Here is a 21,922-nt window from a genome sequence, read left to right on the forward strand (position 1 = left end):
TCACCCTCGCTCAGTCCTCTTCGGCGAGGATCAGATACAGCTCCTTGCGGGCCTTGTTGACCACCGCCATGGCCTTCTCCCGCTGTTCGGGGCTGCCGGTGGCCCACACCTGACGGAACGCCTCGACCAGGCCGCCGCCCGCCTTGCGTATTTCGTTCATCGCCTCCCAGTCGACGCCGCGGCCGGCCTCCTCCCAGGGGGCGTCCGAGCCGCTGTCGGCCTCGGCGCGGCCGGCGTCGGTCAGCGAGAACAGCTTCTTGCCGCCCTCACTGGCGCTGACGATCAGCCCCTCGTCCTCCAGGAGCTGCAGGGTCGGATAGACCGAGCCGGGGCTCGGCTTCCACGCCCCGCCGCTGCGCTCGGCGATCTCCTGGATCATTTCGTAGCCGTGCATCGGGCGGTCCTTGAGCAGCGCCAGTATCGAGGCGCGCACATCGCCGCGGCGCGCCCGGCCGCGCGGTCCGCCGCGCCCCCGGCCACCGCCGAAGGGCGGCCCCCCGAAAGGCGGGCCGAAGGGGCCGAAGGCGGAGCGCCGCCGCTCCCAGCCGCCCCCGAAGTCCCCGCGACCGCCGGAGCGGCCGGGTCCGCAGTAGTCATGGCGATGCTCATGTCCGTGTTCGTGCCCTTGGGGACGCATGTCGTTCTCCCTCTCCATCGTTGAGCTGTCGCGAATCTATCGCGATGCCTCAACGATATATCGGGACTGTTCGTCGAAGCAAGGCTCCGAGCCATCTCCACAGGTGACCGGCAATCCACCATCCGTAGCCAATTTCCTGGAATTGGCCTTGGCCTGCGGGTCTGTGGCACCTCTACGCTCGCGGCCATGAGGATTCGTATCGTCGACGCCTTCAGTGCGCGTCCGTTCGCCGGCAACCCCGCGGGAGTCGTACTCCTCGACTCCGACGCATTCCCCGATACGGCCTGGCTCCAGCAGGTCGCCACCGAGGTCAACCTCTCCGAGACCGCCTTCGCGCATCCGCTGCCCGAGGGCGGGGACGCCGACTGGGCGCTGCGCTGGCTCACCCCGGCCGCCGAGGTGAACATGTGCGGGCACGCCACTTTGGCCACCGCGCACGTTCTGCACACCACCGGGGCGGCCACCGGCACGGTCCGCTTCCGCACCCGTAGCGGGGTGCTGACCACGACGGCCGGCGACGACGGCACGATCGCCATGGACTTCCCGACCGCGCCGCTGACGCCGGTGGCGGTGCCGCCGGTCGTCGCGGACGCGCTGGGCACCGAGATCCTCTCGGCCCACGACACCGGGCCCGATGTCGGCGACCTCCTGGTCGAGCTGGCCGACGAGAAGTCCGTACGGGCACTGTCGCCGGACCTCAGGGCGCTGGCCGGGCACGGCGGCCGAGGGGTGATCGCCACCGCGCGCGCCGAAGACCCCCTCGGCGGCTACGACTTCGTCTCGCGCTGCTTCTTCCCGGCGGTGGGCATCGACGAGGACCCGGTAACGGGCAGCGCGCACACCGCGCTCGCCCCCTTCTGGTCGGCCCGTATCGGCCGCGACTCGCTGATCGGGCTGCAGGGCGCGGCCCGTAGCGGCTATGTACGCACCGAGCTGCGCGGCGACCGTACGCTGCTCACCGGCTCGGCGGTCACGGTGATCGACGGCGAACTGCTGGCCAAGGACTGAGAGAAGAGCTTCTGACCGAGGACTGAGGGAAGAGCTGCCGGCCAAGGACTGAGGGAAGGGAAAAGGGGCGAGAGCCGTGGTGGGGGGGCGTCGGCCCTCGCCCCCACCACGGCTCTCGCCCCGGCCCTCGCCCTCACCTCACCCCGTTGGCAGCCACCCCACCCTGCCCGCCAGCAGCGCGTACCCGACGAACGCCACGATGTCTATCAGGGCGTGCGCGGCGACCAGCGGTCCGACCCGGCCCCACCGCCGGTACAGCAGGACGAAGATCACGCCCATCACCATGTTGCCGAAGAATCCGCCGATGCCCTGGTAGAGGTGGTACGAACCGCGCAGCACCGCACTGGCCGCGAGCGCCGCCATCGGCGCCCACCCCAACTGCCCCAGTCTGCGCAGCAGATACCCGACGACGATGACCTCCTCCAGGACGGCGTTCTGCACCGCGGAGGCGATCAGCACCGGGATCTTCCACCACACCTCGGGCAGCGCCTCGGGGATCACCGTCAGATTGAATCCGGCCGCCCGCGCGCCCAGATAGAGCAGCAGACCACTGCCCCCGATGGCGGCCGCCAGCGCGAGACCCCGGCTCAGGTCGAAGCCGGGCCGCCGCCGGTCGAAGCCGATCGCCCGCAGCCCGCCGGCCCGTTCGCGCACCAGCAGATGCGCCACCAGCGCCACCGGCACCAGTGCGGTCGCGATCCCGAACAGCTGCCAGGCGAGATCCAGCCACGGCCGGCCGGGCGCATGGGAGGCGTTGAGCGTCGCCGCCTGGTCCTTGAGGCCGCCGGGCTTGGTCACCGACCCGATGAAGCTGATGACCGCCGACAGCGCGCTGGCGCCCAGCGAGAGCGCCAGGACGATCAGCGTCTCGCTCCGCAGGATGCTCCGGGACGGCTCCTCGGCCGTCCCCGCGCCGGTCACCGCACCGGGCCCGCGCCCCGGAACGTCCCCATCGGCCACGGGACTTGTATCCGACTGCACACTTCCTCCACTTCCGTATTACCGCCTCTTCGCCACCATCGCCCCGCTAGGGTCTCGACAGCAGGTACGAAGATCGCGCGCGACAGGCCGGGGACGGGCGCCATCCACGTGGCGCGTTTTCCCTCTTCTCATCGAATCCCGATCGAGCTCCGAGAAGGAGAGGCGCTACCGCAATGGGACGACACAGCTTGCCCGACGGCTCCGCACCGCGGCGCACGGGGGCCCGCCCCGGTGCACGTCGGCGCACCCTCGTCATCGCCACCGGCCTGGTCCTGGCCGTCGCCGCCGGCTCGCTCGTGGCGCTGCGCAGCGGTCTGCTCCCCTTCGGCGACCCGTGCGACGGCACGTCGGTGCGGCTCGACGTGGTCGCCTCCCCCGATATCGCCCCGGCGCTGAAGTCGGTGGCCAGAACGGCCCGCGAGGACGCGACCCGCACCGACGGCAGATGCCTCGACGTCAAGATCACCGCTCGCCCGTCCCATGAGATCGCCGACTCCTTCGGGCAGCGGCCGGTGGACCCCGAATTCCAGGTATGGATACCGGATTCGAAGCTGTGGGTGGACCGGGTCGGCGCGGAGAGCGGCACCCCGCTCACCGCCGCCGACGCCATCGCCTCGTCCCCGATCACGCTGGGTGCCGTCCCCCGGACCGCCAAGGCCATGGGCTGGCCGAAGAAGACCTACACCTGGACCGATCTGAGCCGGACCGCGGCATCCGGCGACGCGCTGCGCCTGGGGATGGCCGACCCGGCGCGCAGCGCCACCGGGCTGCTCGCCCTGGCCCGTATCAACGCCGCCAACGCCAGGGAAGCCCGGGACGACGACGAGACCGCCTCCCGCACCGCCACCGCGGCAAAGCTCCTCCACCAGCGGGTCTCGGACGGCGACGGTCAGGTTCTGGCCACGCTGCCGCGCGACGACTCCAGTGCCGAGCAGGGCAATCCACGCCGCAACCAGGCGCTGCTGCTGTCCGAGCAGGCCGCCCACGCCCACAACACCGGTGCGGACGGCGGCCCGGGGCTGGAGCTGTTCTACCCCAAGGACGGCACCGCCCAGCTCACCTATCCGTACACCCTGGTCGACGCGGGCGAGCTGAGCCCGGAGCAGACCCGGGCCGCCAACCGCTTCCTGACGCTGCTGGGCGAGCCCGGCGGGCAGCGCACGCTGCGCGAGCACGGCTTCCGGCCCGGCAACGGCGCGGCGGCCGCGAAGGTGGTGGACGCGGCGGGCGGGCGCGCTCCCCAGCCGTACTCCGCAAGTCCCGCCGATCTGCCCTCGGCCAAGGAGCTCCGGGCGCTGCTGGGCAGATGGACGCTCACGGTGCAGAGCGCCCGGATCTCCACCGTCGTGGACGCCTCGGCGTCGATGGGCAGGCCGCTGCCGGGCCGGGGCGGCCGCTCCCGTATGGACCTCGCCAGGGATTCCCTCCTCCAGGCGCTGGCCACGTTCACGCCGGAGGACGAGATCGGGCTGTGGAAGTTCGCCGCCTACCTGGACGGCGACAAGGACCATGTCGAGCTCTCGCCCACCACCCGCCTCGGCGACCGGGACGCGGACGGCGGTACCCACCGCGATGCGCTCGCCACCGCGTTCGGCTCGCTGACCCCGATGCCGCACGGCGCCACCGGCCTGTACGACACCACGCTCGCCGCGTACCTCAAGGCCCGCGCGACGTATGCGAACGGGAAGTTCAACGCGCTGGTCGTGGTCACCGACGGCGCCGACGACGACACCGGCGGCATCGGCCTGGACGCCTTGGTCGCCGAGCTGGAGAAGCTCGCCACCCCTGACCGCCCGGTACCGCTGATCGCCCTCGCGATCGGCCCGGAGGCCGACACCTCCTCCCTGGACCGCATCGCAGCACCAACCGGCGGCTCGGCGCACCGCGTCAGCAACCCGTCGCAGGTCCACGAGGTGATCCTCAAGGCCATCATGGCGGCGGGCAGCAAGGGCCCGCGCTGAGCGGGCCCGTCCGCTGGCGGTGCGCCTCCCCTACGCTCCGTCGGTCGCCGCCTGCCGCGGTCCCGGTACGGTCGGCCGCTCGCCGACCGACCAGGCCACGGGCCAGGTGTGCACCGGCTGGCCGGTGTGCATCAGCTCGCTGTAGCGCCGGGTCATCGCGGCGAGCGCGGCGTCCCGGTCCAGGCCCATCCGCCGGGCGTGGTGGAAGGCCGCGGCCTGCCAGGAGGCGCCGTTCACCCGGCGCCGGCAGCGCTCCTCGATGATCGCCAGATAGTGGTCGCGGTCGGCGGGTTCCACCCCCCACGCGTCCAGCCCGCGGGCGGCCAGCGGCAGCAGTTCCTTGCGTACGAGCCGTACGGCGGGGATCTCGGCGAGCGCGCCGGTCCGCCCGGGACGCGGCCAGTGCAGGGTGGCGTCGATGCCGTACCGGCAGGCGGTGTCGAAGTTGCGGGCCGCGGCGGCGAACGGGAGGCGCGACCAGATCGGGCGCGGCTCCTCGGCCAGCGCCCGCACCAGGCCGTAGTAGAAGGCGGTGTTGGCGATGACGTCGGCGACGGTGGGACCGGCCGGCAGCACCCGGTTCTCGACCCTGAGGTGGGCCACGCCGTCGGTGACCGCGTAGACGGGCCGGTTCCAGCGGTAGATCGTGCCGTTGTGCAGCACCAGTTCGGCGAGGTCCGGAACCCCGCCCTCATCGAGGACGCGCAGTGGATCCTGCGGCCCGCACAGCGGCAGCAGCGGCGGGAAGTAGCGCAGATTCTCCTCGAAGAGCTCGTAGGCGGAGTCGATCCAGCGCTCGCCGAACCAGGTGCGGGGGCGTACGCCCTGGGCCGTCAGCTCCGGCGCGCGGGTGTCGGTGGCCTGCTGGAAGACCGGCGGCCGCGACTCGCGCCACAGCTCACGGCCGAAGAGGAACGGCGAGTTGGCGCCGACCGCCACCTGTACAGCGGCGATGGCCTGGGCCGCGTTCCAGATGCCGGCGAAGCGGTTGGGCGTCACCTGCAGATGCAGCTGCACGGACGTACAGGCGGCCTCCGGTGCGATCGAGGGCGAGCGGGCGACCAGGTGCTCGACGCCCCTGATGTCGAGCGCGAAGTCCTCGCCGCGGGCCGCCCGCATCTGCTCGTTGAGCAGCACATACCGGTCGTTCTCGGAAAGGCTGGCGACCGTGAGGTCGTCGGCGTCCAGGGTCGGCAGAATGCCGATCATCACGATCCTGGCGGCGACCTCGCGGGCCTTCCGCTCGGCGTAGGCCAGCCCCGTACGGAGTTCCTCGGCGAGCTGGTCCAGGACGCGGCCGGACAATCGGTGCGGCAGGATGTTGACTTCCAGGTTGCACTGGGCGAGTTCGGTCTGGAAATCACGGCTGGCGATGCGCTCCAGCACCTGGGAGTTCATCATGCGGGGCAGCCCGTCCGGCCCGGCCAGATTGAGCTCGATCTCCAGGCCCATGAGATTCCTGGGCCGTTCGAACCGCTTCTCCGTCAGCAGCCGCTGCAATCCCTCAAGACACTCGTGAAGCTTTCTTCGATAACGCTCCCGGTCCGCCAGGTCGATCCCGTCCGCGGCGACCTTCTCCCCCATCGAAGGGTCCCTCCTCGAGTGAACGGCCCGCGGCCACGGACCGCTTGGGGCCGTCCCCGACACGCCGGGGCTCGCGCTACGGTCGATGATGCCCCGGCAATCTGATCGATAACGCCTCAGGGGTGTGCCGGTACCGATAGGCTCGAAGTGGTGTAGCGCCCGGCATCTTCCTCCGGCATATCTCAGCGGCCATCGCCGTCCGCAATTCGCTCGTGAGAATCACCGACGAGATCCGGCCTACCGCGTCGGCGATACATTACGAGGTGCCATGGAAAACCGCCGTACAAAGCGGAAGAAATCACCTCGCGCAAGGGTCTGGATTACGCCTTGCCAGAAATCCGCAAGACGGGTAGCCGAAACACTTTCAGAACATACGTCGTATAAACTCCGCTTACGAGGCAGAGAGTTGGCGCACCAGTGTCGCCGTGATTTCGCCGGTGCTGGGGCTCAGCGGCCAGGGCCTGCCCGGCGGTTCTTTGCGGATCAAGCCCGCGCGGACCCGCCGGGCAGGCCCTACCCCACGTCCGGCCGCAGCCCCCGACGCCGGCCATGCTCTGTCCCCGCACTGCAGACAGCGCCGTTTGCACCTGCCACGCTCCACCGTGTCTCCGAAGTGAGAGGCGACCCACCATGCCGCTGCATGTTTCCCCCGCCCCCGCGCCCGCCCTGCGCAGCGTCCTCACCGCCCTCGGCTCGCCCACCGCCGTCCGCGAGGCCCCCGTCCCCGCACTGCGCGCCCATCAGGGCCCGCTCAGCCCCGATCACCCGCTGCCCTTCCACGTGTGGGACGACGTCAGCCGGGCCGGCGGCACACCGTGCACCCGTCTGGCCGGCTGGAGCTTCCTGGTCCGGGGCGGGGAGCGGGCCGTGGCGACGGCCGAGGCGATGCTCACCGCGGACGGCTGGACGTTCGGGCGCTTCTGCGGCGGCCCCTATGTCGCCTCCACCGAGCAGGCGCTCGCCCAGGCGGATACGCTGAGCGCGCCCTATCAGCCGCGGCTGCTGTCCGTCCCTGAGCTGTACATGCTCACGCTCTGGCTGCACCACGATCTCGCCGCCGACGGCTCCGAGGGCCTGCCCGCACCGGGTGACCTGCTGATTCCGCTGGCGCCCGCCCCGCCGGGGATCGCCGCCCACCGCCCGCACCGCGTCGCCGATCTGCTGCCCCGGCTCACCCTGCGCCTCGCGCCCGCCCCGCTGCTGCGCGAACCCGCCTGACCCGGCGCTCCGGCCGCGCATCCGCGGCCGGCGCCACGCCGTCCCACGACAGCGCGCCCCGCGACCCCCTCCGGCCGCGGGGCGCTCCGCCGCGCTCACCCGCGCGGGCTAGTCCGTGCATACCACTCCCAACCCCCTTGGCGAGGAGTGCAATTGGACGCAACCGCCCGCACGGGTGACGCGTCGATACCGAGTGAGTACCGCTGCTGCGAAATCCCTGCGGAATCCCGTCCGTAGGGCAACACTGGAACCGACAGAGGAAACGGGGGAGCGGCCATGACCACCGCATCGAGCCGCACGACGTTCACCACACCGCAGCGAAAGACAACTTCCATGTGTCAGCACCAACCGCCATGCCCGTCAGCAGACTCCAGCGACCGGGAGGCCGCACACCTTGTGGCGCACCACCCCGAGCAGGGCTGGAGCCTGCTCTGCAACGGCGTCCTGCTCTTCGAGGACACCGGTGAGCTGCTGCCGGACGGGCAGGTCATCGCCCCGCACCGGGCCCGGGTCACCGCAGCGGCCTGACCCGCGAGCACCCGGCACGTACAACAGGGCCCCCGGCAGATCTGCCGAGGGCCCTTGATGTTGCCCGGGTGGACCAGTGCTGATCAGTTGTCGTACTCGTCCAGCGGGGGGCAGGAGCAGACGAGGTTACGGTCGCCGAAGGCACCGTCGATCCGGCGCACCGGCGGCCAGTACTTCTCCGCCGCCGCGACGCCCGCCGGGAAGACGGCCTCCTCGCGGGTGTACGCGTGGGTCCAGTCGCCGCTGAGCGCGGCCGCGGTGTGCGGAGCGTTGCGCAGCGGGTTGTCGTCCTCGTCCCACTCCCCCGAGCCGACCTTCTCGATCTCCGCGCGGATGGCGATCATCGCGTCGCAGAACCGGTCCAGCTCGCCGAGGTCCTCGCTCTCCGTCGGCTCGATCATCAGCGTGCCGGCCACCGGGAAGGACATCGTCGGCGCGTGGAAGCCGTAGTCGATCAGCCGCTTGGCGACATCGTCGATGCTCACACCGGTCGCCTTGGTCAGCGGCCGGACGTCGATGATGCACTCGTGCGCCACCAGATTGCCGGGGCCCGTGTAGAGCACCGGGTAGTGCGGCTCCAGGCGCTTGGCGATGTAGTTCGCGCTGAGGACGGCGACCTGGGTGGCGCGCTTGAGGCCCTCGCCGCCCATGAGGCGGACGTACGCCCAGGAGATCGGCAGGATGCCGGCCGAGCCCCAGGGGGCCGCGGAGATCGGCCCGACGCCCGTCTCGGGGCCCGCGGTGGGCTGCAGCGGGTGGTTGGGCAGGTACGGCGCCAGGTGGGCGCGTACGGCGACGGGGCCGACACCGGGGCCGCCACCGCCGTGCGGGATGCAGAACGTCTTGTGCAGGTTGAGGTGCGAGACATCGCCGCCGAACTTGCCGGGCTCGGCGAGCCCGACCAGCGCGTTGAGGTTGGCGCCGTCGACGTAGACCTGGCCGCCGGCGTCGTGCACCGCGGCGCAGATCTGGGTGATGTGCTCCTCGAACACGCCGTGCGTGGAGGGGTAGGTGACCATCAGGACCGCGAGCTCGTCACGGTGCTTTTCGATCTTGGCGTGCAGATCGTCGGCGTCGACCTCGCCGTCCGCACCGGTCTTGACGACGACGACCTTCATCCCGGCCATGACGGCGCTGGCGGCGTTGGTGCCGTGCGCCGAGGACGGGATCAGGCAGACGGTGCGCTGCTCGTCGCCGTTGGCGCGGTGGTAGGCGCGTACCGCCAGCAGGCCGGCCAGCTCGCCCTGCGATCCGGCGTTCGGCTGGATGGAGACCTTGTCATAGCCGGTGACCGTGGCCAGCCGCTCCTCCAGCTCCTGGATCAGCGTGAGGTAGCCCTGGGCCTGGGCGGCCGGCGCGAAGGGGTGCAGCTGGCCGAACGCGGGCCAGGTGACCGGCTCCATCTCGGTGGTGGCGTTCAGCTTCATCGTGCAGGAGCCGAGCGGGATCATGCCGCGGTCCAGCGCGTAGTCCTTGTCGGCGAGGGTGCGCAGGTAGCGCAGCATCGCGGTCTCGGAGCGGTGCTGGTGGAAGACCGGGTGGGTGAGGTAGTCGTCGGTGCGCAGCAGCGACTGCGGCAACGTTTCGGCAGCGACCGGGTCCAGCTGCTCGATGTCGCCCTGCACGCCGAAGGCGCCCCAGACGCCGGTCAGCTGCGCGCGTCCGGTGGTCTCGTCGCAGGCGATGCCGACGAGGTCCGCGTCGACCTGGCGGAGGTTGATACCGGCCTCGCGGGCGGCGGCGACGACCTCGGCGGCCCGGCCGGGCACCCGCGCGGTCAGGGTGTCGAAGTACGCGCCGTGCACGATCTCCACACCGCCCGCCCGCAGGCCCTCGGCGAGCACGGCGGCGTAGCGGTGGGTACGCCGGGCGATGGTCCGCAGGCCCTCGGGGCCGTGGTAGACGGCGTACATCCCGGCCATGACGGCGAGCAGCACCTGCGCGGTGCAGATGTTGCTGGTGGCCTTCTCACGGCGGATGTGCTGCTCACGGGTCTGCAGCGCGAGGCGGTAGGCCTTGTTGCCGTCGGCGTCGACGGAGACGCCCACCAGGCGGCCGGGCAGGCTGCGGGCGAACTGATCGCGTACGGCCATGAAGCCGGCGTGCGGTCCGCCGAAGCCCATCGGGACGCCGAAGCGCTGGGTGGTGCCGACCGCGATGTCGGCGCCGAGCTCGCCGGGCGAGGTCAGCAGCGTCAGGGCGAGCAGATCGGCCGCCACCGTGACGACCGCGCCCAGCTCATGGGCCTGCTCGATGACGGCACGCGGGTCGCGCACCGCGCCGGAGGCGCCCGGGTACTGCAGCAGCACACCGAAGACGCCGCGCTCGGCGATCTCGGCGGGGATGCCGTCGGACAGGTCCGCGACGACGACCTCGACACCGGTCGGCTCTGCGCGGGTCTGGATCACGGCGACGGTCTGCGGCAGACAGTCGGCGTCCACCAGGAAGACGCCCTGCTTGACCTTGCCGACACGGCGGGAGAGCGCCATCGCCTCGGCGGCGGCGGTGCCCTCGTCCAGCAGCGAGGCGCCGGAGGTGGGCAGTCCGGTCAGCTCGGCGACCATCGTCTGGAAGTTCAGCAGCGCCTCAAGGCGGCCCTGCGAGATCTCCGGCTGGTAGGGCGTGTAGGCCGTGTACCAGGCAGGGTTCTCCATGACGTTGCGGAGGATCACCGGCGGGGTGAACGTGCCGTAGTACCCCAGGCCGATCATGGGGGACAGCACCTGGTTGCGCTCCGCCAGGCCGCGCAGCTCCTGGAGGACCTCGGCCTCCGTACGGCCCTGCGGCAGGCCGAGCGCCTCGGCGCTCTTGATCACGTCGGGGACGGCGGCGGCGGTGAGCTCGTCCAGCGACCCGAAGCCGACGTGCGCGAGCATCTTTGCCTGCGCCTCGTGGTCGGGACCGATGTGCCGGCGCTCGAACGGAATGCCCTGTTCGAGCTCGGTCAAGGAGATGCGATTGGTGGTCATCTGCGGGGGCCTCCTGGTCAGCGCGACCTACGAGGGGCACCACGGCGCGGGTGCCCGGACGGCCTCCCCCTCTGTCATCTCAACCTGAGAGCTTCACCGGCCCGCGCGAGCGGCCCGGCTTTCACCGTCGGTGAGGAGGGGTTCCGGCAGTGTGCCTGTCCGTGGCCCGCCCTGCTTTCCAGAGTGACCTCGTCCATGCGGTACGTGTGCCTGAGAGATTCCGGGGAGGATTTGCTCCTTCGGCGCCCTGGTCGCGAACGACAAAGGACTCTCCCGCATGGGGTCTGCGGCCATTCGCCAGCCTACCAGCGCACCACTCGAAGGATCCTTCGAGTGGCCGCAGCATGAAATGTGCCGTTTGGTAGTTGTCACAGGGCAGTTGCGACCAATTGGAGGGGCCGTGCAAACCGATATCGATCCCCGGAGCCTGATCGGCCGCAAAGCGTTCGACCGTAACGGCGCGAAAATAGGCACGATCGACGAGGTCTACCTCGACGACGCGACGGGGGAACCGGAGTGGGCGGCCGTCCGCACCGGTCTCTTCAGCCGGGACGCGTTCGTCCCCCTGGAGCCCAGCAAAATGATCGGTGACGGCCTGCACATCCCCTACGACCGCAAGCTGATCAAGGACGCCCCGGACTTCGGCGTGGGCCGCCACCTCTCCCCTGAACAGGAGCTCCAGCTCTACCACCACTACCGGCTGGATATCTCCCTCCCGGACTCCGACGCGCTCTCCCCCGGCGACTCGGGCGCCACCGGCGGATCCGGCGGCTCGGGCGGCGCGGGCGGCTCTGGCGGCTCCGGCGACAAGGACTTCGGCAAGATCGCGGGCTCGGAGGACTGACCCCCTCCCGACCCGCCGCCCACCAGCGGCAAGGGCTCACCCGGCCGCAGCGCCGGGTCCTCGACGGCAAAGGTCCGCACCCTCCCCGGTGCGGACCACGGCGTCTCGAAGCGTACGGTCACCCTGCCCACGCCACTCCCCTGCACCCACCCGGCGCCGAACTCGTCGTGCACCACATCCAGCCCCGGATGCCAGCGCCGCGGCCGCTCCTCCTCCGGCTCCCGCTCGCCGGTCTCCTCCCCCACCGGCTCGGGCCCCGCCTTGGCCAGCTCCTCGGCCTCCCGCTCCGTCGCCAGCTGGGCGAACAGATCCTCCTGGGTGAAGTCGGCCAGCCCGCTGACCCCCACGCCCAGCAGCCGCACCCCGCCCGTGGTGTCCACCGTCTCCAGCAGCCGCACCGCCGCCTCCCGTACGACCGAGGGGTCGTCCGTGGGCCCGCGGAGCGTCTCCGAGCGGGTCAGCGTCGAGAAGTCGTAGTTCCGCACCTTGATCACCACCGTGCGTCCGGAGCGGCCGGCCGCCCGCAGCCGCTGGACACAGCGGTCCGCCAGCCGCACCACCTCGTTCCGCACCCGCGTCCGGTCGGTCAGATCGACCTCGAAGGTGTCCTCGACCGAGATCGATTTGGCATCCCGCTCGGCCACCACGGGGCGGTCGTCCTGGCCCAGCGCCATCGCGTACAGCCCCGTGCCGTGCGCCTTGCCCAGGAGCCGCACCAGCTCCGCCTCGCCGGCCTCCGCGGTCTCCGCGACGGTGTGGATCCCGGCCCGGCGCAGCGTCTCGGCCGTCGCGGGCCCCACCCCGGGCAGGGTCCGCACCGTCATGGGGCCCAGCAGCTCCCGCTCCGTGCCGGGCTCGATCACCACCAGACCGTCCGGCTTCGCCGCCTCGGACGCGATCTTCGCCAGCATCTTGGCGCCGGCGAGCCCCACCGAACCCGTCAGCCCCGTCGCCGCCCGGATGTCGCGCCGCAGCTGCTCCCCCACGGCCCGCAGGGCGGCCGTCTCGGTCGGCACCCCGCCCGCTTCCAGATCCACGAACGCCTCGTCCAGACTCAGCGGCTCCACCAGCGGGGACAGCCCGTGCAGCAGCCCCATCACCGTTTCACTCACTTGGCGGTACAGCGTGAAACGCGGGCTGAGATAGGCGGCATTGGGGCACAGCCGCCGCGCCTGGGCCGTGGGCATCGCGGACCGGACCCCGAAGACCCGGGCTTCGTACGACGCCGTGGCGACCACCCCGCGCGGCCCGATCCCGCCGACCACCACGGGCTTGCCGCGCAGGCTTGGCTTGGCCGCCTGCTCAGCGGCCGCGTAGAACGCATCCATGTCCAGATGCAGAATCGTCGGGGCGGGTCTCACATGTCCGATGCTGCCGCATGGCACTGACAATCGACCCGCCGCCGGGCCGGGGCCTGTGGCGAGGCCTCAGCCGGCCCTGTTGCGCCGCCGCGCCAGCTCGTCGTGCGGGTTCTTCCCGATCAGCGTCTCGCCGGTGTCCACACGCTCTCCGTGGAGCTGTGACAGCGCACCCTCCACGTCCCGCCACACCACGCCGACCGCGATACCGAAGACGCCCTGGCCGCCCTGGAGCAGATCGACGACCTGATCGGGCGAGGTGCACTCGTAAACGGTCGCGCCGTCGCTCATCAGCGTCATCCGCGTCAGATCCGCCAGCCCGCGCGAGCGCAGGTGCTGCACCGCGGTGCGGATGTTCTGCAGCGACACCCCGGTGTCCAGCAGCCGCTTGACGATCTTCAGGACGACGACGTCCCGGAAGCTGTAGAGCCGCTGTGTGCCGGAGCCGTACGCGGGCCGGATGCTCGGCTCCACCAGGCCCGTGCGTGCCCAGTAGTCGAGCTGCCGGTAGGTGATACCCGCCGCCGCACATGCGGTCGGGCCGCGATAGCCGATGTTCCGCGCCTCGCAGTCCCCCGACACCGCCGCGGCCGGTGCCGGGGCATGGTTCGCGGCCGAGCCCGAGTGGAGCGGCAACGCCCCTTCCGCCGCCATACCGTCGCCGGTGATTGCCACGCCGCCCTCCGTCCTCCACGTCCCGGACGGGACCTGCCATATCGACGGTATGCAGTCACTCGGGGTGCGTCAACGATCGCCGCGCTCGCCACGCCGAGTGATAATCACCCTACGAGTGGTTTCTCGTGACCTCGCGCGGGGAATGGCTAAATAGTTTGGCCGGAATCAATCCCTTCATCCGGCCGGCGTCACTGGCTGTTGGTGCCGAAGTCCTCGGGCGAGATCTGGTCGAGGAACTCGCGGAACTTCTCCACCTCGTCCTCCTGCTCGTCCGGGATGGCGATCCCCGCGTCGTCCAGCACACCGTCCGTACCGAAGATCGGCGTTCCGGTGCGCAGCGCCAGCGCTATGGCGTCGGACGGACGCGCACTGACCTCTACCCCGCTGGCGAAGACCAGTTCGGCATAGAAAACCCCCTCGCGCAGGTCCGTGATGCGGACCTGGGTCAGCTCCTGGCCCACCGCTTCGAGCACGTCCTTGAAGAGGTCGTGCGTCAGCGGCCTGGCAGGGACCATGCCCTGCTGGGCGAAGGCGATGGCGGTGGCCTCCCCTGGCCCGATCCAAATGGGCAGGTATCGGTCGCCTCCCACCTCCCGCAGGAGCACGATCGGTTGGCTGGAAGGCATTTCCACCCGGACACCCACGACGTCGAGCTCGTTCACACAGCAACCCTAGGACGTGCCCGGCAGGTTTGGGTAGTCGGGCACTCTTTTGCTCACGGCAACCGGACCCGCAGAGCGCTCTGCACCAGCGCGGCATGCAGCCGTACGGACAGCCCTGCCAGCTCCCTGGCAGTGGCCTCGGCATGCGCCCTGGTCTGCGGGTTACGGTGCCGCCGAAGGGGTGCGACGACCTGTTCGACCAGGCCCGCCTCGCGCTCGGCGGCCGCCTTCACGGCGCGCAGATGCCGCGGCTCCAGACCGAAACGGCCCAGGTCCGCGACGAGTTTGGCCACGGTGACGGCCTCGATGTCGTATCCGCCGTCCGCGTGAGGGACGATGAGTCCGTACGACTCCCAGTCGGCGAGCGCCGCCTCGTCCACCTCGACGGCGGCCAGCAGCTCGGCCCGGCCGATCCGGGCAGCCGTCGGGCGGTCCTCACCGGGGTCGGGCACGTCCTCGACCAGGTCCCGGGCGGGCGCGGCCGGAGCCGGCAGCGACACCTGCTCACCGCGCTCCAGGGCGTCCAGATGCTCCCGGATGACCTTGAGCGGCAGATAGTGGTCCCGCTGCATCCGCAGGACGCTCGCCAGCCGCTCGACGTCGTCCGGCGTGAATTTCCGGTATCCGGAAGGCGTGCGCTGCGGCTCGACCAGCCCCTCGGCCTCCAGGAAACGGATCTTGGAGATGCTGACCTCGGGAAACTCCTCGCGCAGCGCATTGAGCACCGTACCGATGCTCACCGGCTTGCCGCCCGAGGAGGCGGTGCCGAGGCCATCGGCACCGCCTTTCGGTGTATCGCGCATATGCCTTCCCTGACGGTCAGATCCCGGCGCCTCGCTGGCTCGCGTAGAAGACCAGGCGGTACTTGCCGATCTGGACCTCGTCACCGTTGGCGAGAACGACGGAGTCGATCCGCTCCCGGTTGACGTAGGTGCCGTTCAGGCTGCCCACGTCGGCGACCGTGAAGAGACCGTCCGAGCCCCGGCGGAACTCCACATGCCGGCGCGAGACCGTCACATCGTCGAGGAAGATGTCGCCCTGCGGATGCCGGCCCGCCGTCGTCAGCTCACCGTCCAGAAGGAAGCGGCTGCCCGAATTCGGCCCCCGGCGGACGACCAGCAGCGCCGAGCCCAACGGAAGGGCGTCGACGGCCGCCTGGGCCTCCGGGGACAGCGACGGGGAGAGGTTCTGGCCCGTCGCCTCCGAGTCGTAGGCCTCCAGCCCCGAAATGGAGATCGTCGAGGTCGTCTCGGACGCCCGCTCGGGCTGACCGCCCGCGCGCAGCGGCGCGCCGCAGTTGGAGCAGAACCGGCTCGCCTCGGCGTTCCGGTGCCCACACCTCGTACAAACCGGCAAGGCCGACCCTCCACCCGTGCGTGGGGCTGATGGTTCCTGGGAACCTATGCGGCCGGCGCCGGAAGGGTCAACAGAACCCGCGCCGTGCCCCCCGGACGGACCGCTGACCTCGTCACGGAAGAGCGGACGCTCCGCCTCACCACTCTCGGGCTGGCGCGGAGCGCGGTGCCGCGCGGAGCCGCTGCCGCCCTCCTGGCGTGCGCTCTTGCCGAACAGCTTTCCAAACAACTTCACGGGCGATTCCCCTTGAACGACATAGACCCGCCCGTGGGGCAGGACGAACCCTCGATGCACACACCGGCCGATCCGGACATCCACTGAACGTCCGTGGCCTCCAAACAGTTTCCACCACACACCACACGCACGGTGCGTCGACCCCCCGCTACCTCATGCCCTTGTCGGGCACTCGACATACCTGCACGCCTCACTGCGATGACGACCGAGCGTAGTCAGGCCGCTTCGCCGCCCGCAAGGCATCCACAATGATCTTCTCCTCACGGGTCACAGACACCTTGGCCTGCTCCTTTTCCAGTGTCTGGACCACGCCGCCGGGGATGTTCAGCGCCGGTTCCAGGTCCTCCGGCTTGCCGATGACCTTGAAGCGGAACGGCTGCGTGACACGCTTGCCGTCGATCTGCACCCCGCCCCGGATGTCCGAGAGATAGGTGTTCGCGACCACCCGGACCTGGTTGACCTGGATGGCCTCGGCACCGGCCGCCCGCAGCTCCTGGATGGTGTCCAGCAACTTGTCCGCCTCCACGGAGTGCGTCGGGTCGTCGATGGTCAGGTTGATGCCGGGCCCCTGCGCCGCGACGGTCCCGGCCAGCACACCCAGCTGCTGTTCCTTCTCCACGGTCTGCTTACGGGCCTCCTCGGCCTGGTCCGAACTGTTCTCCAGCTCTGTCTTCTGCCCTTCCAGGCGCCGCTGTTCGTCCGTCAACCGCTGGGAGCGATTGTCCAGCTCGTCCAGAATGCGCACCAAGTCCTCCTGGCGCGCACCTCGCAGCGCACTGCTGTCACTTGTGGAACGTACCTGAATCGCCAGGCCGAGGCCGAGAATGAACAGGAGCAACGCAACGATCAGTTGAGCCCGGGTCAGCCGCGGCGGCCACAGACTGGCGGCGAGCCGCTCCCGGCCGGTCTTGGGGCGCTCTTCCTGCCCGTCCCCGGCGACCGTTTCCGGGGCCGAGGAGTCTGCCCCGTTACCCGACTTCTGTCCAGCACTGTCCGATTCTCGGGCTGCGGCCCCGTCCGCGGACCCGCCCCGCTCAGGGGTGCTCCGGTTCTCGGGCGGCATCGGCCGCCGGCCCGCCGGGCCGCCCTCCTGCCGGTGCTCCGGCTGTTCCGGCCTCTTGTCCGGCTCAGGGGTCTCGTCCATCGCCATCCGCCTCACGCCCTGAAGACGTGCCGGCGGATCGCGGCGGCGTTGGAGAAGATCCGGATGCCCAGCACCACCACGACACCGGTGGAGAGTTGGGCGCCGACGCCCAACTTGTCGCCGAGGAAGACGATCAGCGCGGCGACGACGACGTTCGACAGGAACGAGACCACAAAGACCTTGTCGTCGAAGATGCCGTCCAACATGGCGCGCAGGCCGCCGAAGACGGCATCCAGCGCCGCGACGACAGCGATCGGCAAGTAGGGCTCGACCACCGTCGGCACCACGGGTCGGACGACAAGTCCGACCACGACTCCCACGATGAGGCCCAGTACGGCGATCACGATGTGCCCTTCCCTGTGTCGGCACCGCCCGACCTGGCGGCACCGGCCTGCGGCTTTGCGGTACGTACGATCAAACTGGGCGCGGGCGGCAGCGTGACCTCACTCTCCGCGGAAATCCTGGTGCGGATGCCGTAGTTCTCCTGCAGCACATGCAAGTACTGGCCATCGGCGCTGTCCTGGAACGCGGTGCTCAGCCGCTGCCCGTCCCCCACCGCCAGCACCGTATAGGGCGGCACCAGTGGCTTGTTGTCGACCAGTATGGCGTCTCCCGCGGCTCTGATCGCCGAGAGTGACGTAAGCCGCTGCCCATTGACGGAGATGGCCTCCGCACCGGACTCCCACAGGCCGTTGACGACGCGCTGCATGTCCCTGTCGCGTACCCGCCCGGTGTCCGAGAAACCACTGCTCTCGCGCGGCCCGCCGCTACCGGACGCCGCACCCTTGGCATCGTCCACGACGAGTCGTACGCCGGGCCCGCTGACCTGCGTCGAACCCGACAAAAGGGCCAGCAGTTCCGCCTTGCCGGCGCCGTACTGCTTCAGCGCCTCGCGCTGCATCCTGCTGACGTCGCCCCGCAGCGCGTCGACCCGCTGCTGCTGTTTGTCCGCCTCGCCGGTGCCCTTCTGGATGCGGTTGATCAGCTCTTCGCGCTCCTTGGCCAGCGTCGGTGCGGATATCCGCGCCTGCGCCGCCCCCACGGTCACCACGAGCGCGGCCAGCACCAGACCCGCCGCCAGGCCCAACTTCGCCCGCAGAGTACGCGGCAGACCGCGCACACCGGCCTCGGCCTTGCGCGCGGCGGCCTCGGCGTACCCGTCGTCGAGGCTGTGATCCATCACGTTGGTCAGCAGCGACATGGACGCGTCGGGGCGCGCGGCCGGCGTGTTCGGGGTGCTCCGATCGGGGCGCTGCTGCGACATGCCGCACATCGTCCCACGTCGGCCGCGCACTCTCCCAACGGCCCCACCGGCGTGCCGGTCAACGGCCCGCCGGCGGGGTCGCCGTCAGCGTCCGGCGCTGTCCACCACGGCCGACCACTCGTCTAGGAGCTGCTGGGCGGAGGCGTCGTCCGGCCCTTCCGCCCACAGATGGGTGACGGCCTCGGCCGGGTCCGGGAGTACAAGGACCCAGCGGCCGTCGGCCTCCACGACCCGTACGCCGTCCGTGGTGTCCACGTCCCGGTCGCCGGCCGCCTCGACGACATGCCGCATCACCAGGCCCTTGACCGCCCAGGGGGTGGCCAGATCCCGGCGCAGCACATGGGCTCGCGGGATCCGGGCGTCGATCTGGCTGAGCGTGAGCTGGGTGCGGGCCACCAGGCCGATCAGCCGGACGAACGCCGCCGCGCCGTCGAAGACGCTGCTGAACTCCGGGATGATGAAGCCTCCCAGGCCGTCCCCGCCGAAGACCGTGCCGTCCGCCCTCCCCACCCGGGTCAGGTCGTCCGGCGAGGTCGTCGTCCACTCCACCTGTGTGCCGTGGTACGCCGCCACCTGCTCGGCGATCCTGGTGGTGGTCACCGGCAGCGCCACCCGGCCGGTGCGCCGTTCGGCGGCGACCAGATCCAGCATGACCAGCAGCGCACGGTCGTCCTCGATGATCCGGCCGCGTTCGTCCACGAGAGAGAGCCGTTCGCCCACGGGGTCGAAGCGCACGCCGAAGGCGGCCCGCGCCGAGGACACCATCTCGCCGAGCCGGACGAGCCCGGAGCGCCGGGCGTCGGCGGTCTCGGTCGGCCGGGATTCGTCGAGCCCGGGGTTGATGGTCAGGGAGTCGACGCCGAGCCGCCCCAGGAGGCTGGGCAGGACCAGGCCCGCGCTGCCGTTGGACGCGTCCACGACGACCTTCAGGCCCGACTCGGCGATGCCCGTCGTGTCCACGGCTCTCAGCAGCGACCCGGTGTAGGAGTCGAAGACGCTCGCCGGGAAGATCAGGTCACCGATCTCGCCCGGGAAGGCGCGGCGGTACTCCTGACGGGCGTAGACGCGGTCGAGCTTGCGCTGCCCGGCCTGCGAGAGGTCGGCGCCCCGCTCGTCGAAGAACATGATGTCGACGGAGTCCGGTACGCCTGGCGTCGTGCGGACCATGATGCCGCCGGCACTGCCACGGGCGGTCTGCTGACGGGCGACCGGCAGCGGAACGTTCTCCAGGTCGCGCACGTCGATGGCGCTGGCCTGCAGTGCGGAGATCACCGCACGTTTGAGGGCGCGGGCACCACGGGAGTGGTCGCGCGCGGTGGTGACCGTCGAGCCCTTCTTCAGCGTGGTGGCGTATGCGCCCGCGAGCCGTACGGCGAGTTCCGGGGTGATCTCGACATTGAGGATCCCGGACACGCCCCGGGCGCCGAACAGATGCGCCTGGCCGCGGGACTCCCAGATCACCGAGGTGTTGACGAATGCGCCGGCCTCGATGGTCTTGAACGGATAGACCCGCACATTTCCCTGGACGATCGACTCCTCGCCGATGAGGCATTCGTCGCCGATCACGGCACCGTCCTCGATCCGGGCGGCCCGCATGACATCGGTGTTCTTGCCGATCACACAGCCGCGCAGATTGCTGTGCTGACCGAGATAGACGTTGTCGTGTACGACGGCCCGGTGCAGGAACGCGCCGCTCTTCACCACGACATTGGAGCCGACGACGGTGTGCTCGCGAATCTCCACACCCGCCTCGACCTTGGCGTAGTCGCCGATGTACAGCGGCCCGCGCAGCACGGCGTCGGTATGGACCTCGGCACCCTCGGCCACCCAGACGCCCGGTGAGATCTCGAAGCCGTCGATCTCGACATCGACCTTGCCTTCGAGGACATCGGCCTGGGCCTTCACATAGCTTTCGTGGGTGCCGACATCCTCCCAGTAGCCCTCGGCGACATAGCCGTAGATCGGCTTGCCTTCCTTCATGAGCTGCGGAAAGACATCGCCGGACCAGTCGACCGGCACATCGGGCTCGAAGTAGTCGAAGACCTCCGGCTCCATGACGTAGATACCGGTGTTGACGGTGTCCGAGAAGACCTGGCCCCAGGTGGGCTTTTCCAGGAAACGCTCGACCTTGCCGGCTTCGTCGACGATCGTGATGCCGAACTCGAGCGGATTGGGAACCCTCGTCAGACAGACGGTGACGAGGGCGCCCTTTTCCTTGTGGAACCGGATCAGATCGGTGAGGTCGAAGTCGGTGAGGGCGTCACCGGAGATGACGAGGAAGGCATCGTCCTTGAGGGCTTCCTCGGCGTTCTTCACACTGCCGGCGGTGCCGAGTGGCTTTTCCTCATTGGCGTAGGTGAGCTCCATTCCGAGCTCTTCCCCGTCCCCGAAATAGTTCTTGACGAGCGAGGCAAGGAATTGCACGGTCACGACGGTCTCGTTGAGGCCATGCCGTTTCAGCAGCCTCAGCACATGCTCCATGATCGGCCTGTTGGCGACCGGAAGCAGCGGCTTGGGCATACTGGACGTCATGGGGCGAAGGCGTGTTCCTTCGCCACCGGCCATCACCACGGCCTTCATGTCGGAAGCGTCCTCCTCTAAGAGACGACGGTCTTGCCGACTTCACCTGTCCAGATCGCCCACTGTTCTGTGCTCGCGTACGGGCGCCGGCGCTTGCACAATCTGCCGGTGAGGAGAGCTCAGTCGGCTGTGGTGTCCGCCCTGATGAGTCGGCGGACCTGGACCACGTAGAGGATCCCTGCCCACCAGTACAGTGCCGTACCCCATCCTGCGAACGCCCATCCGAAAATAGCAGCGAGCGCGTGAAGCCAGCCATCTCCGTCGCTCAGCAGGAGCAACGGGAAGGCGTACATCAAGTTGAACGTAGCCGCCTTGCCCAGGAAGTTCACCTGGGGAGGGCCATATCCGTGACGGGCGAGGAATGCCACCGCGATCAGCAGCATCACTTCGCGTGCCAGCAGGGCCGCGGTGAGCCAGAGCGGAAGGATCTCGCGCCAGGTCAGACCGACGAGGGTGGACAGGATGTACAGGCGGTCGGCCGCCGGGTCCAGGATCCGGCCCAGGCTGCTGATCTGGTTCCAGCGCCGGGCGAGCTTGCCGTCCAGATAGTCGCTGACGCCGCTCAGCGCGAGGACCAGCAGCGCCCAGCCGTCGGCATTCGGGCCACCGAATTTCGGCCAGAGGATCAACCACAGGAACACCGGTACGCCGACGAGGCGAGCCATGCTCAGGATATTCGGGATGGTGAGGATGCGATCCGTCTGGACCCGCGTCTCCTGGACCTCCACCGCGGGGGCCTCCTGTGGGGAAATGTTCCAACGATGCCCCTTGACCTTACCTGTCCCTCCGGCCACGCCGTGCCCCGGGTCCCAAGATCCCCGGGAACGCACAAAAGCCCCGTGGGAGCTCAGGCTCCCACGGGGCTTTTTCAAAATTTGTTCGGCGGCGTCCTACTCTCCCACAGGGTCCCCCCTGCAGT

General features: G+C 70.1%; 18 protein-coding genes, 1 pseudogene and 1 riboswitch. Of the genes and pseudogenes, 5 read left to right on the forward strand and 14 right to left on the reverse strand.

From position 1 onward, the window contains the following. Positions 1-10: 10 nt before the first annotated feature. Complete coding sequence (locus tag ACWD6P_RS08095; RefSeq protein WP_451443198.1) at positions 11-637, reverse strand: PadR family transcriptional regulator; 627 nt, start codon at positions 635-637, stop codon at positions 11-13. 186 nt (positions 638-823) lie between these two features. Between ACWD6P_RS08095 and ACWD6P_RS08100 the strand changes: the two genes are divergently transcribed. After that, positions 824-1,645 carry a PhzF family phenazine biosynthesis protein gene (locus tag ACWD6P_RS08100; protein ID WP_451443199.1) on the forward strand — a complete coding sequence of 274 codons (822 nt, stop codon included), beginning with the start codon at positions 824-826 and terminating at the stop codon, positions 1,643-1,645. A gap of 138 nt (positions 1,646-1,783) precedes the next feature. On the opposite strand, the gene ACWD6P_RS08105 is transcribed toward ACWD6P_RS08100, so the two are convergent. Continuing rightward, positions 1,784-2,605 (reverse strand): CPBP family intramembrane glutamic endopeptidase, encoded by an 822-nt coding sequence (locus ACWD6P_RS08105; RefSeq protein WP_451443200.1) that lies wholly within the window; start codon positions 2,603-2,605, stop codon positions 1,784-1,786. 194 nt (positions 2,606-2,799) lie between these two features. On the opposite strand from ACWD6P_RS08105, the gene ACWD6P_RS08110 reads away from it, so the two are divergent. Then, the gene (locus ACWD6P_RS08110) at positions 2,800-4,587 is read left to right on the forward strand and encodes a substrate-binding domain-containing protein (RefSeq protein WP_451443201.1); all 1,788 of its coding nucleotides are present in this window, start codon (positions 2,800-2,802) and stop codon (positions 4,585-4,587) included. 30 nt (positions 4,588-4,617) lie between these two features. Here the strand turns inward: ACWD6P_RS08110 and ACWD6P_RS08115 are convergent, their stop codons facing one another. After that, positions 4,618-6,171: a glutamate-cysteine ligase family protein gene (locus ACWD6P_RS08115; protein WP_451443202.1), complete on the reverse strand. Its 1,554-nt coding sequence runs from the start codon at positions 6,169-6,171 to the stop codon at positions 4,618-4,620. A gap of 630 nt (positions 6,172-6,801) precedes the next feature. On the opposite strand from ACWD6P_RS08115, the gene ACWD6P_RS08120 reads away from it, so the two are divergent. Both ACWD6P_RS08120 and ACWD6P_RS08125 read left to right on the forward strand, forming a co-directional pair. Next, a complete protein-coding gene (locus ACWD6P_RS08120; protein WP_451443203.1) occupies positions 6,802-7,389 on the forward strand; it encodes a hypothetical protein in 588 nt (195 codons plus the stop codon). A 333-nt stretch (positions 7,390-7,722) separates the two neighbouring features. Continuing rightward, on the forward strand, positions 7,723-7,917 hold the full coding sequence (locus tag ACWD6P_RS08125; protein ID WP_451443204.1) for a DUF5999 family protein: 195 nt from the start codon (positions 7,723-7,725) through the stop codon (positions 7,915-7,917). An 83-nt stretch (positions 7,918-8,000) separates the two neighbouring features. On the opposite strand, the gene gcvP is transcribed toward ACWD6P_RS08125, so the two are convergent. Continuing rightward, the gene (gene gcvP / locus ACWD6P_RS08130) at positions 8,001-10,886 is read right to left on the reverse strand and encodes an aminomethyl-transferring glycine dehydrogenase (protein ID WP_451443205.1); all 2,886 of its coding nucleotides are present in this window, start codon (positions 10,884-10,886) and stop codon (positions 8,001-8,003) included. 188 nt (positions 10,887-11,074) lie between these two features. Then, a riboswitch (glycine riboswitch) is annotated at positions 11,075-11,172 on the reverse strand. A gap of 63 nt (positions 11,173-11,235) precedes the next feature. Here gcvP and ACWD6P_RS08135 point away from each other — a divergent pair. After that, a pseudogene (locus ACWD6P_RS08135) lies at positions 11,236-11,445 on the forward strand (PRC-barrel domain-containing protein); the annotation flags it as partial. 134 nt (positions 11,446-11,579) lie between these two features. Here ACWD6P_RS08135 and ACWD6P_RS08140 read toward each other — a convergent pair. The 10 genes from ACWD6P_RS08140 to ACWD6P_RS08185 all read right to left on the reverse strand — a co-directional run bounded on the left by ACWD6P_RS08140 (position 11,580) and on the right by ACWD6P_RS08185 (position 21,731). Then, positions 11,580-13,091, reverse strand: a complete 1,512-nt coding sequence (locus ACWD6P_RS08140) for a DNA polymerase IV (protein WP_451443206.1) — start codon at positions 13,089-13,091, stop codon at positions 11,580-11,582. Between the two features lie 66 nt (positions 13,092-13,157). Next, positions 13,158-13,763 carry a MerR family transcriptional regulator gene (locus tag ACWD6P_RS08145; protein WP_451443207.1) on the reverse strand — a complete coding sequence of 202 codons (606 nt, stop codon included), beginning with the start codon at positions 13,761-13,763 and terminating at the stop codon, positions 13,158-13,160. A gap of 188 nt (positions 13,764-13,951) precedes the next feature. Then, positions 13,952-14,425 (reverse strand): bifunctional nuclease family protein, encoded by a 474-nt coding sequence (locus tag ACWD6P_RS08150; protein WP_006606439.1) that lies wholly within the window; start codon positions 14,423-14,425, stop codon positions 13,952-13,954. Between the two features lie 53 nt (positions 14,426-14,478). After that, complete coding sequence (gene ftsR / locus ACWD6P_RS08155) at positions 14,479-15,228, reverse strand: transcriptional regulator FtsR (protein WP_451443208.1); 750 nt, start codon at positions 15,226-15,228, stop codon at positions 14,479-14,481. Between the two features lie 16 nt (positions 15,229-15,244). Continuing rightward, the gene (locus tag ACWD6P_RS08160; protein WP_451443217.1) at positions 15,245-16,075 is read right to left on the reverse strand and encodes an FHA domain-containing protein; all 831 of its coding nucleotides are present in this window, start codon (positions 16,073-16,075) and stop codon (positions 15,245-15,247) included. A 130-nt stretch (positions 16,076-16,205) separates the two neighbouring features. Then, the gene (locus ACWD6P_RS08165; protein ID WP_451443209.1) at positions 16,206-17,165 is read right to left on the reverse strand and encodes a DUF881 domain-containing protein; all 960 of its coding nucleotides are present in this window, start codon (positions 17,163-17,165) and stop codon (positions 16,206-16,208) included. A gap of 5 nt (positions 17,166-17,170) precedes the next feature. Next, on the reverse strand, positions 17,171-17,503 hold the full coding sequence (locus ACWD6P_RS08170; RefSeq protein WP_003984969.1) for a small basic family protein: 333 nt from the start codon (positions 17,501-17,503) through the stop codon (positions 17,171-17,173). Further along, positions 17,500-18,432 carry a DUF881 domain-containing protein gene (locus tag ACWD6P_RS08175; protein ID WP_451443210.1) on the reverse strand — a complete coding sequence of 311 codons (933 nt, stop codon included), beginning with the start codon at positions 18,430-18,432 and terminating at the stop codon, positions 17,500-17,502. The genes ACWD6P_RS08170 and ACWD6P_RS08175 overlap by 4 nt, the downstream gene beginning before the upstream one ends. Positions 18,433-18,507: 75 nt before the next feature. Beyond that, entirely contained in the window at positions 18,508-21,003 is a 2,496-nt protein-coding gene (locus ACWD6P_RS08180) for a sugar phosphate nucleotidyltransferase (RefSeq protein WP_451443211.1), read from the reverse strand. Between the two features lie 119 nt (positions 21,004-21,122). Then, entirely contained in the window at positions 21,123-21,731 is a 609-nt protein-coding gene (locus tag ACWD6P_RS08185) for a CDP-alcohol phosphatidyltransferase family protein (RefSeq protein WP_451443212.1), read from the reverse strand. Positions 21,732-21,922 lie beyond the last annotated feature (191 nt).

The organism is Streptomyces sp. NPDC002446, from assembly GCF_053595675.1.

What these genes read in the sequence shown, in the direction of transcription:
- ACWD6P_RS08095 (WP_451443198.1), bottom strand. Translation starts at nt 637, where the DNA reads ATGCGTCCCCAAGGGCACGAACACGGACATGAGCATCGCCATGACTAC.
- ACWD6P_RS08100 (WP_451443199.1), top strand. Translation starts at nt 824, where the DNA reads ATGAGGATTCGTATCGTCGACGCCTTCAGTGCGCGTCCGTTCGCCGGC.
- ACWD6P_RS08110 (WP_451443201.1), top strand. Translation starts at nt 2,800, where the DNA reads ATGGGACGACACAGCTTGCCCGACGGCTCCGCACCGCGGCGCACGGGG.
- ACWD6P_RS08115 (WP_451443202.1), bottom strand. Translation starts at nt 6,171, where the DNA reads ATGGGGGAGAAGGTCGCCGCGGACGGGATCGACCTGGCGGACCGGGAG.
- ACWD6P_RS08120 (WP_451443203.1), top strand. Translation starts at nt 6,802, where the DNA reads ATGCCGCTGCATGTTTCCCCCGCCCCCGCGCCCGCCCTGCGCAGCGTC.
- ACWD6P_RS08125 (WP_451443204.1), top strand. Translation starts at nt 7,723, where the DNA reads ATGTGTCAGCACCAACCGCCATGCCCGTCAGCAGACTCCAGCGACCGG.
- gcvP (WP_451443205.1), bottom strand. Translation starts at nt 10,886, where the DNA reads ATGACCACCAATCGCATCTCCTTGACCGAGCTCGAACAGGGCATTCCG.
- ftsR (WP_451443208.1), bottom strand. Translation starts at nt 15,228, where the DNA reads ATGCGCGATACACCGAAAGGCGGTGCCGATGGCCTCGGCACCGCCTCC.
- ACWD6P_RS08165 (WP_451443209.1), bottom strand. Translation starts at nt 17,165, where the DNA reads ATGGCGATGGACGAGACCCCTGAGCCGGACAAGAGGCCGGAACAGCCG.
- ACWD6P_RS08175 (WP_451443210.1), bottom strand. Translation starts at nt 18,432, where the DNA reads ATGTGCGGCATGTCGCAGCAGCGCCCCGATCGGAGCACCCCGAACACG.
- ACWD6P_RS08180 (WP_451443211.1), bottom strand. Translation starts at nt 21,003, where the DNA reads ATGAAGGCCGTGGTGATGGCCGGTGGCGAAGGAACACGCCTTCGCCCC.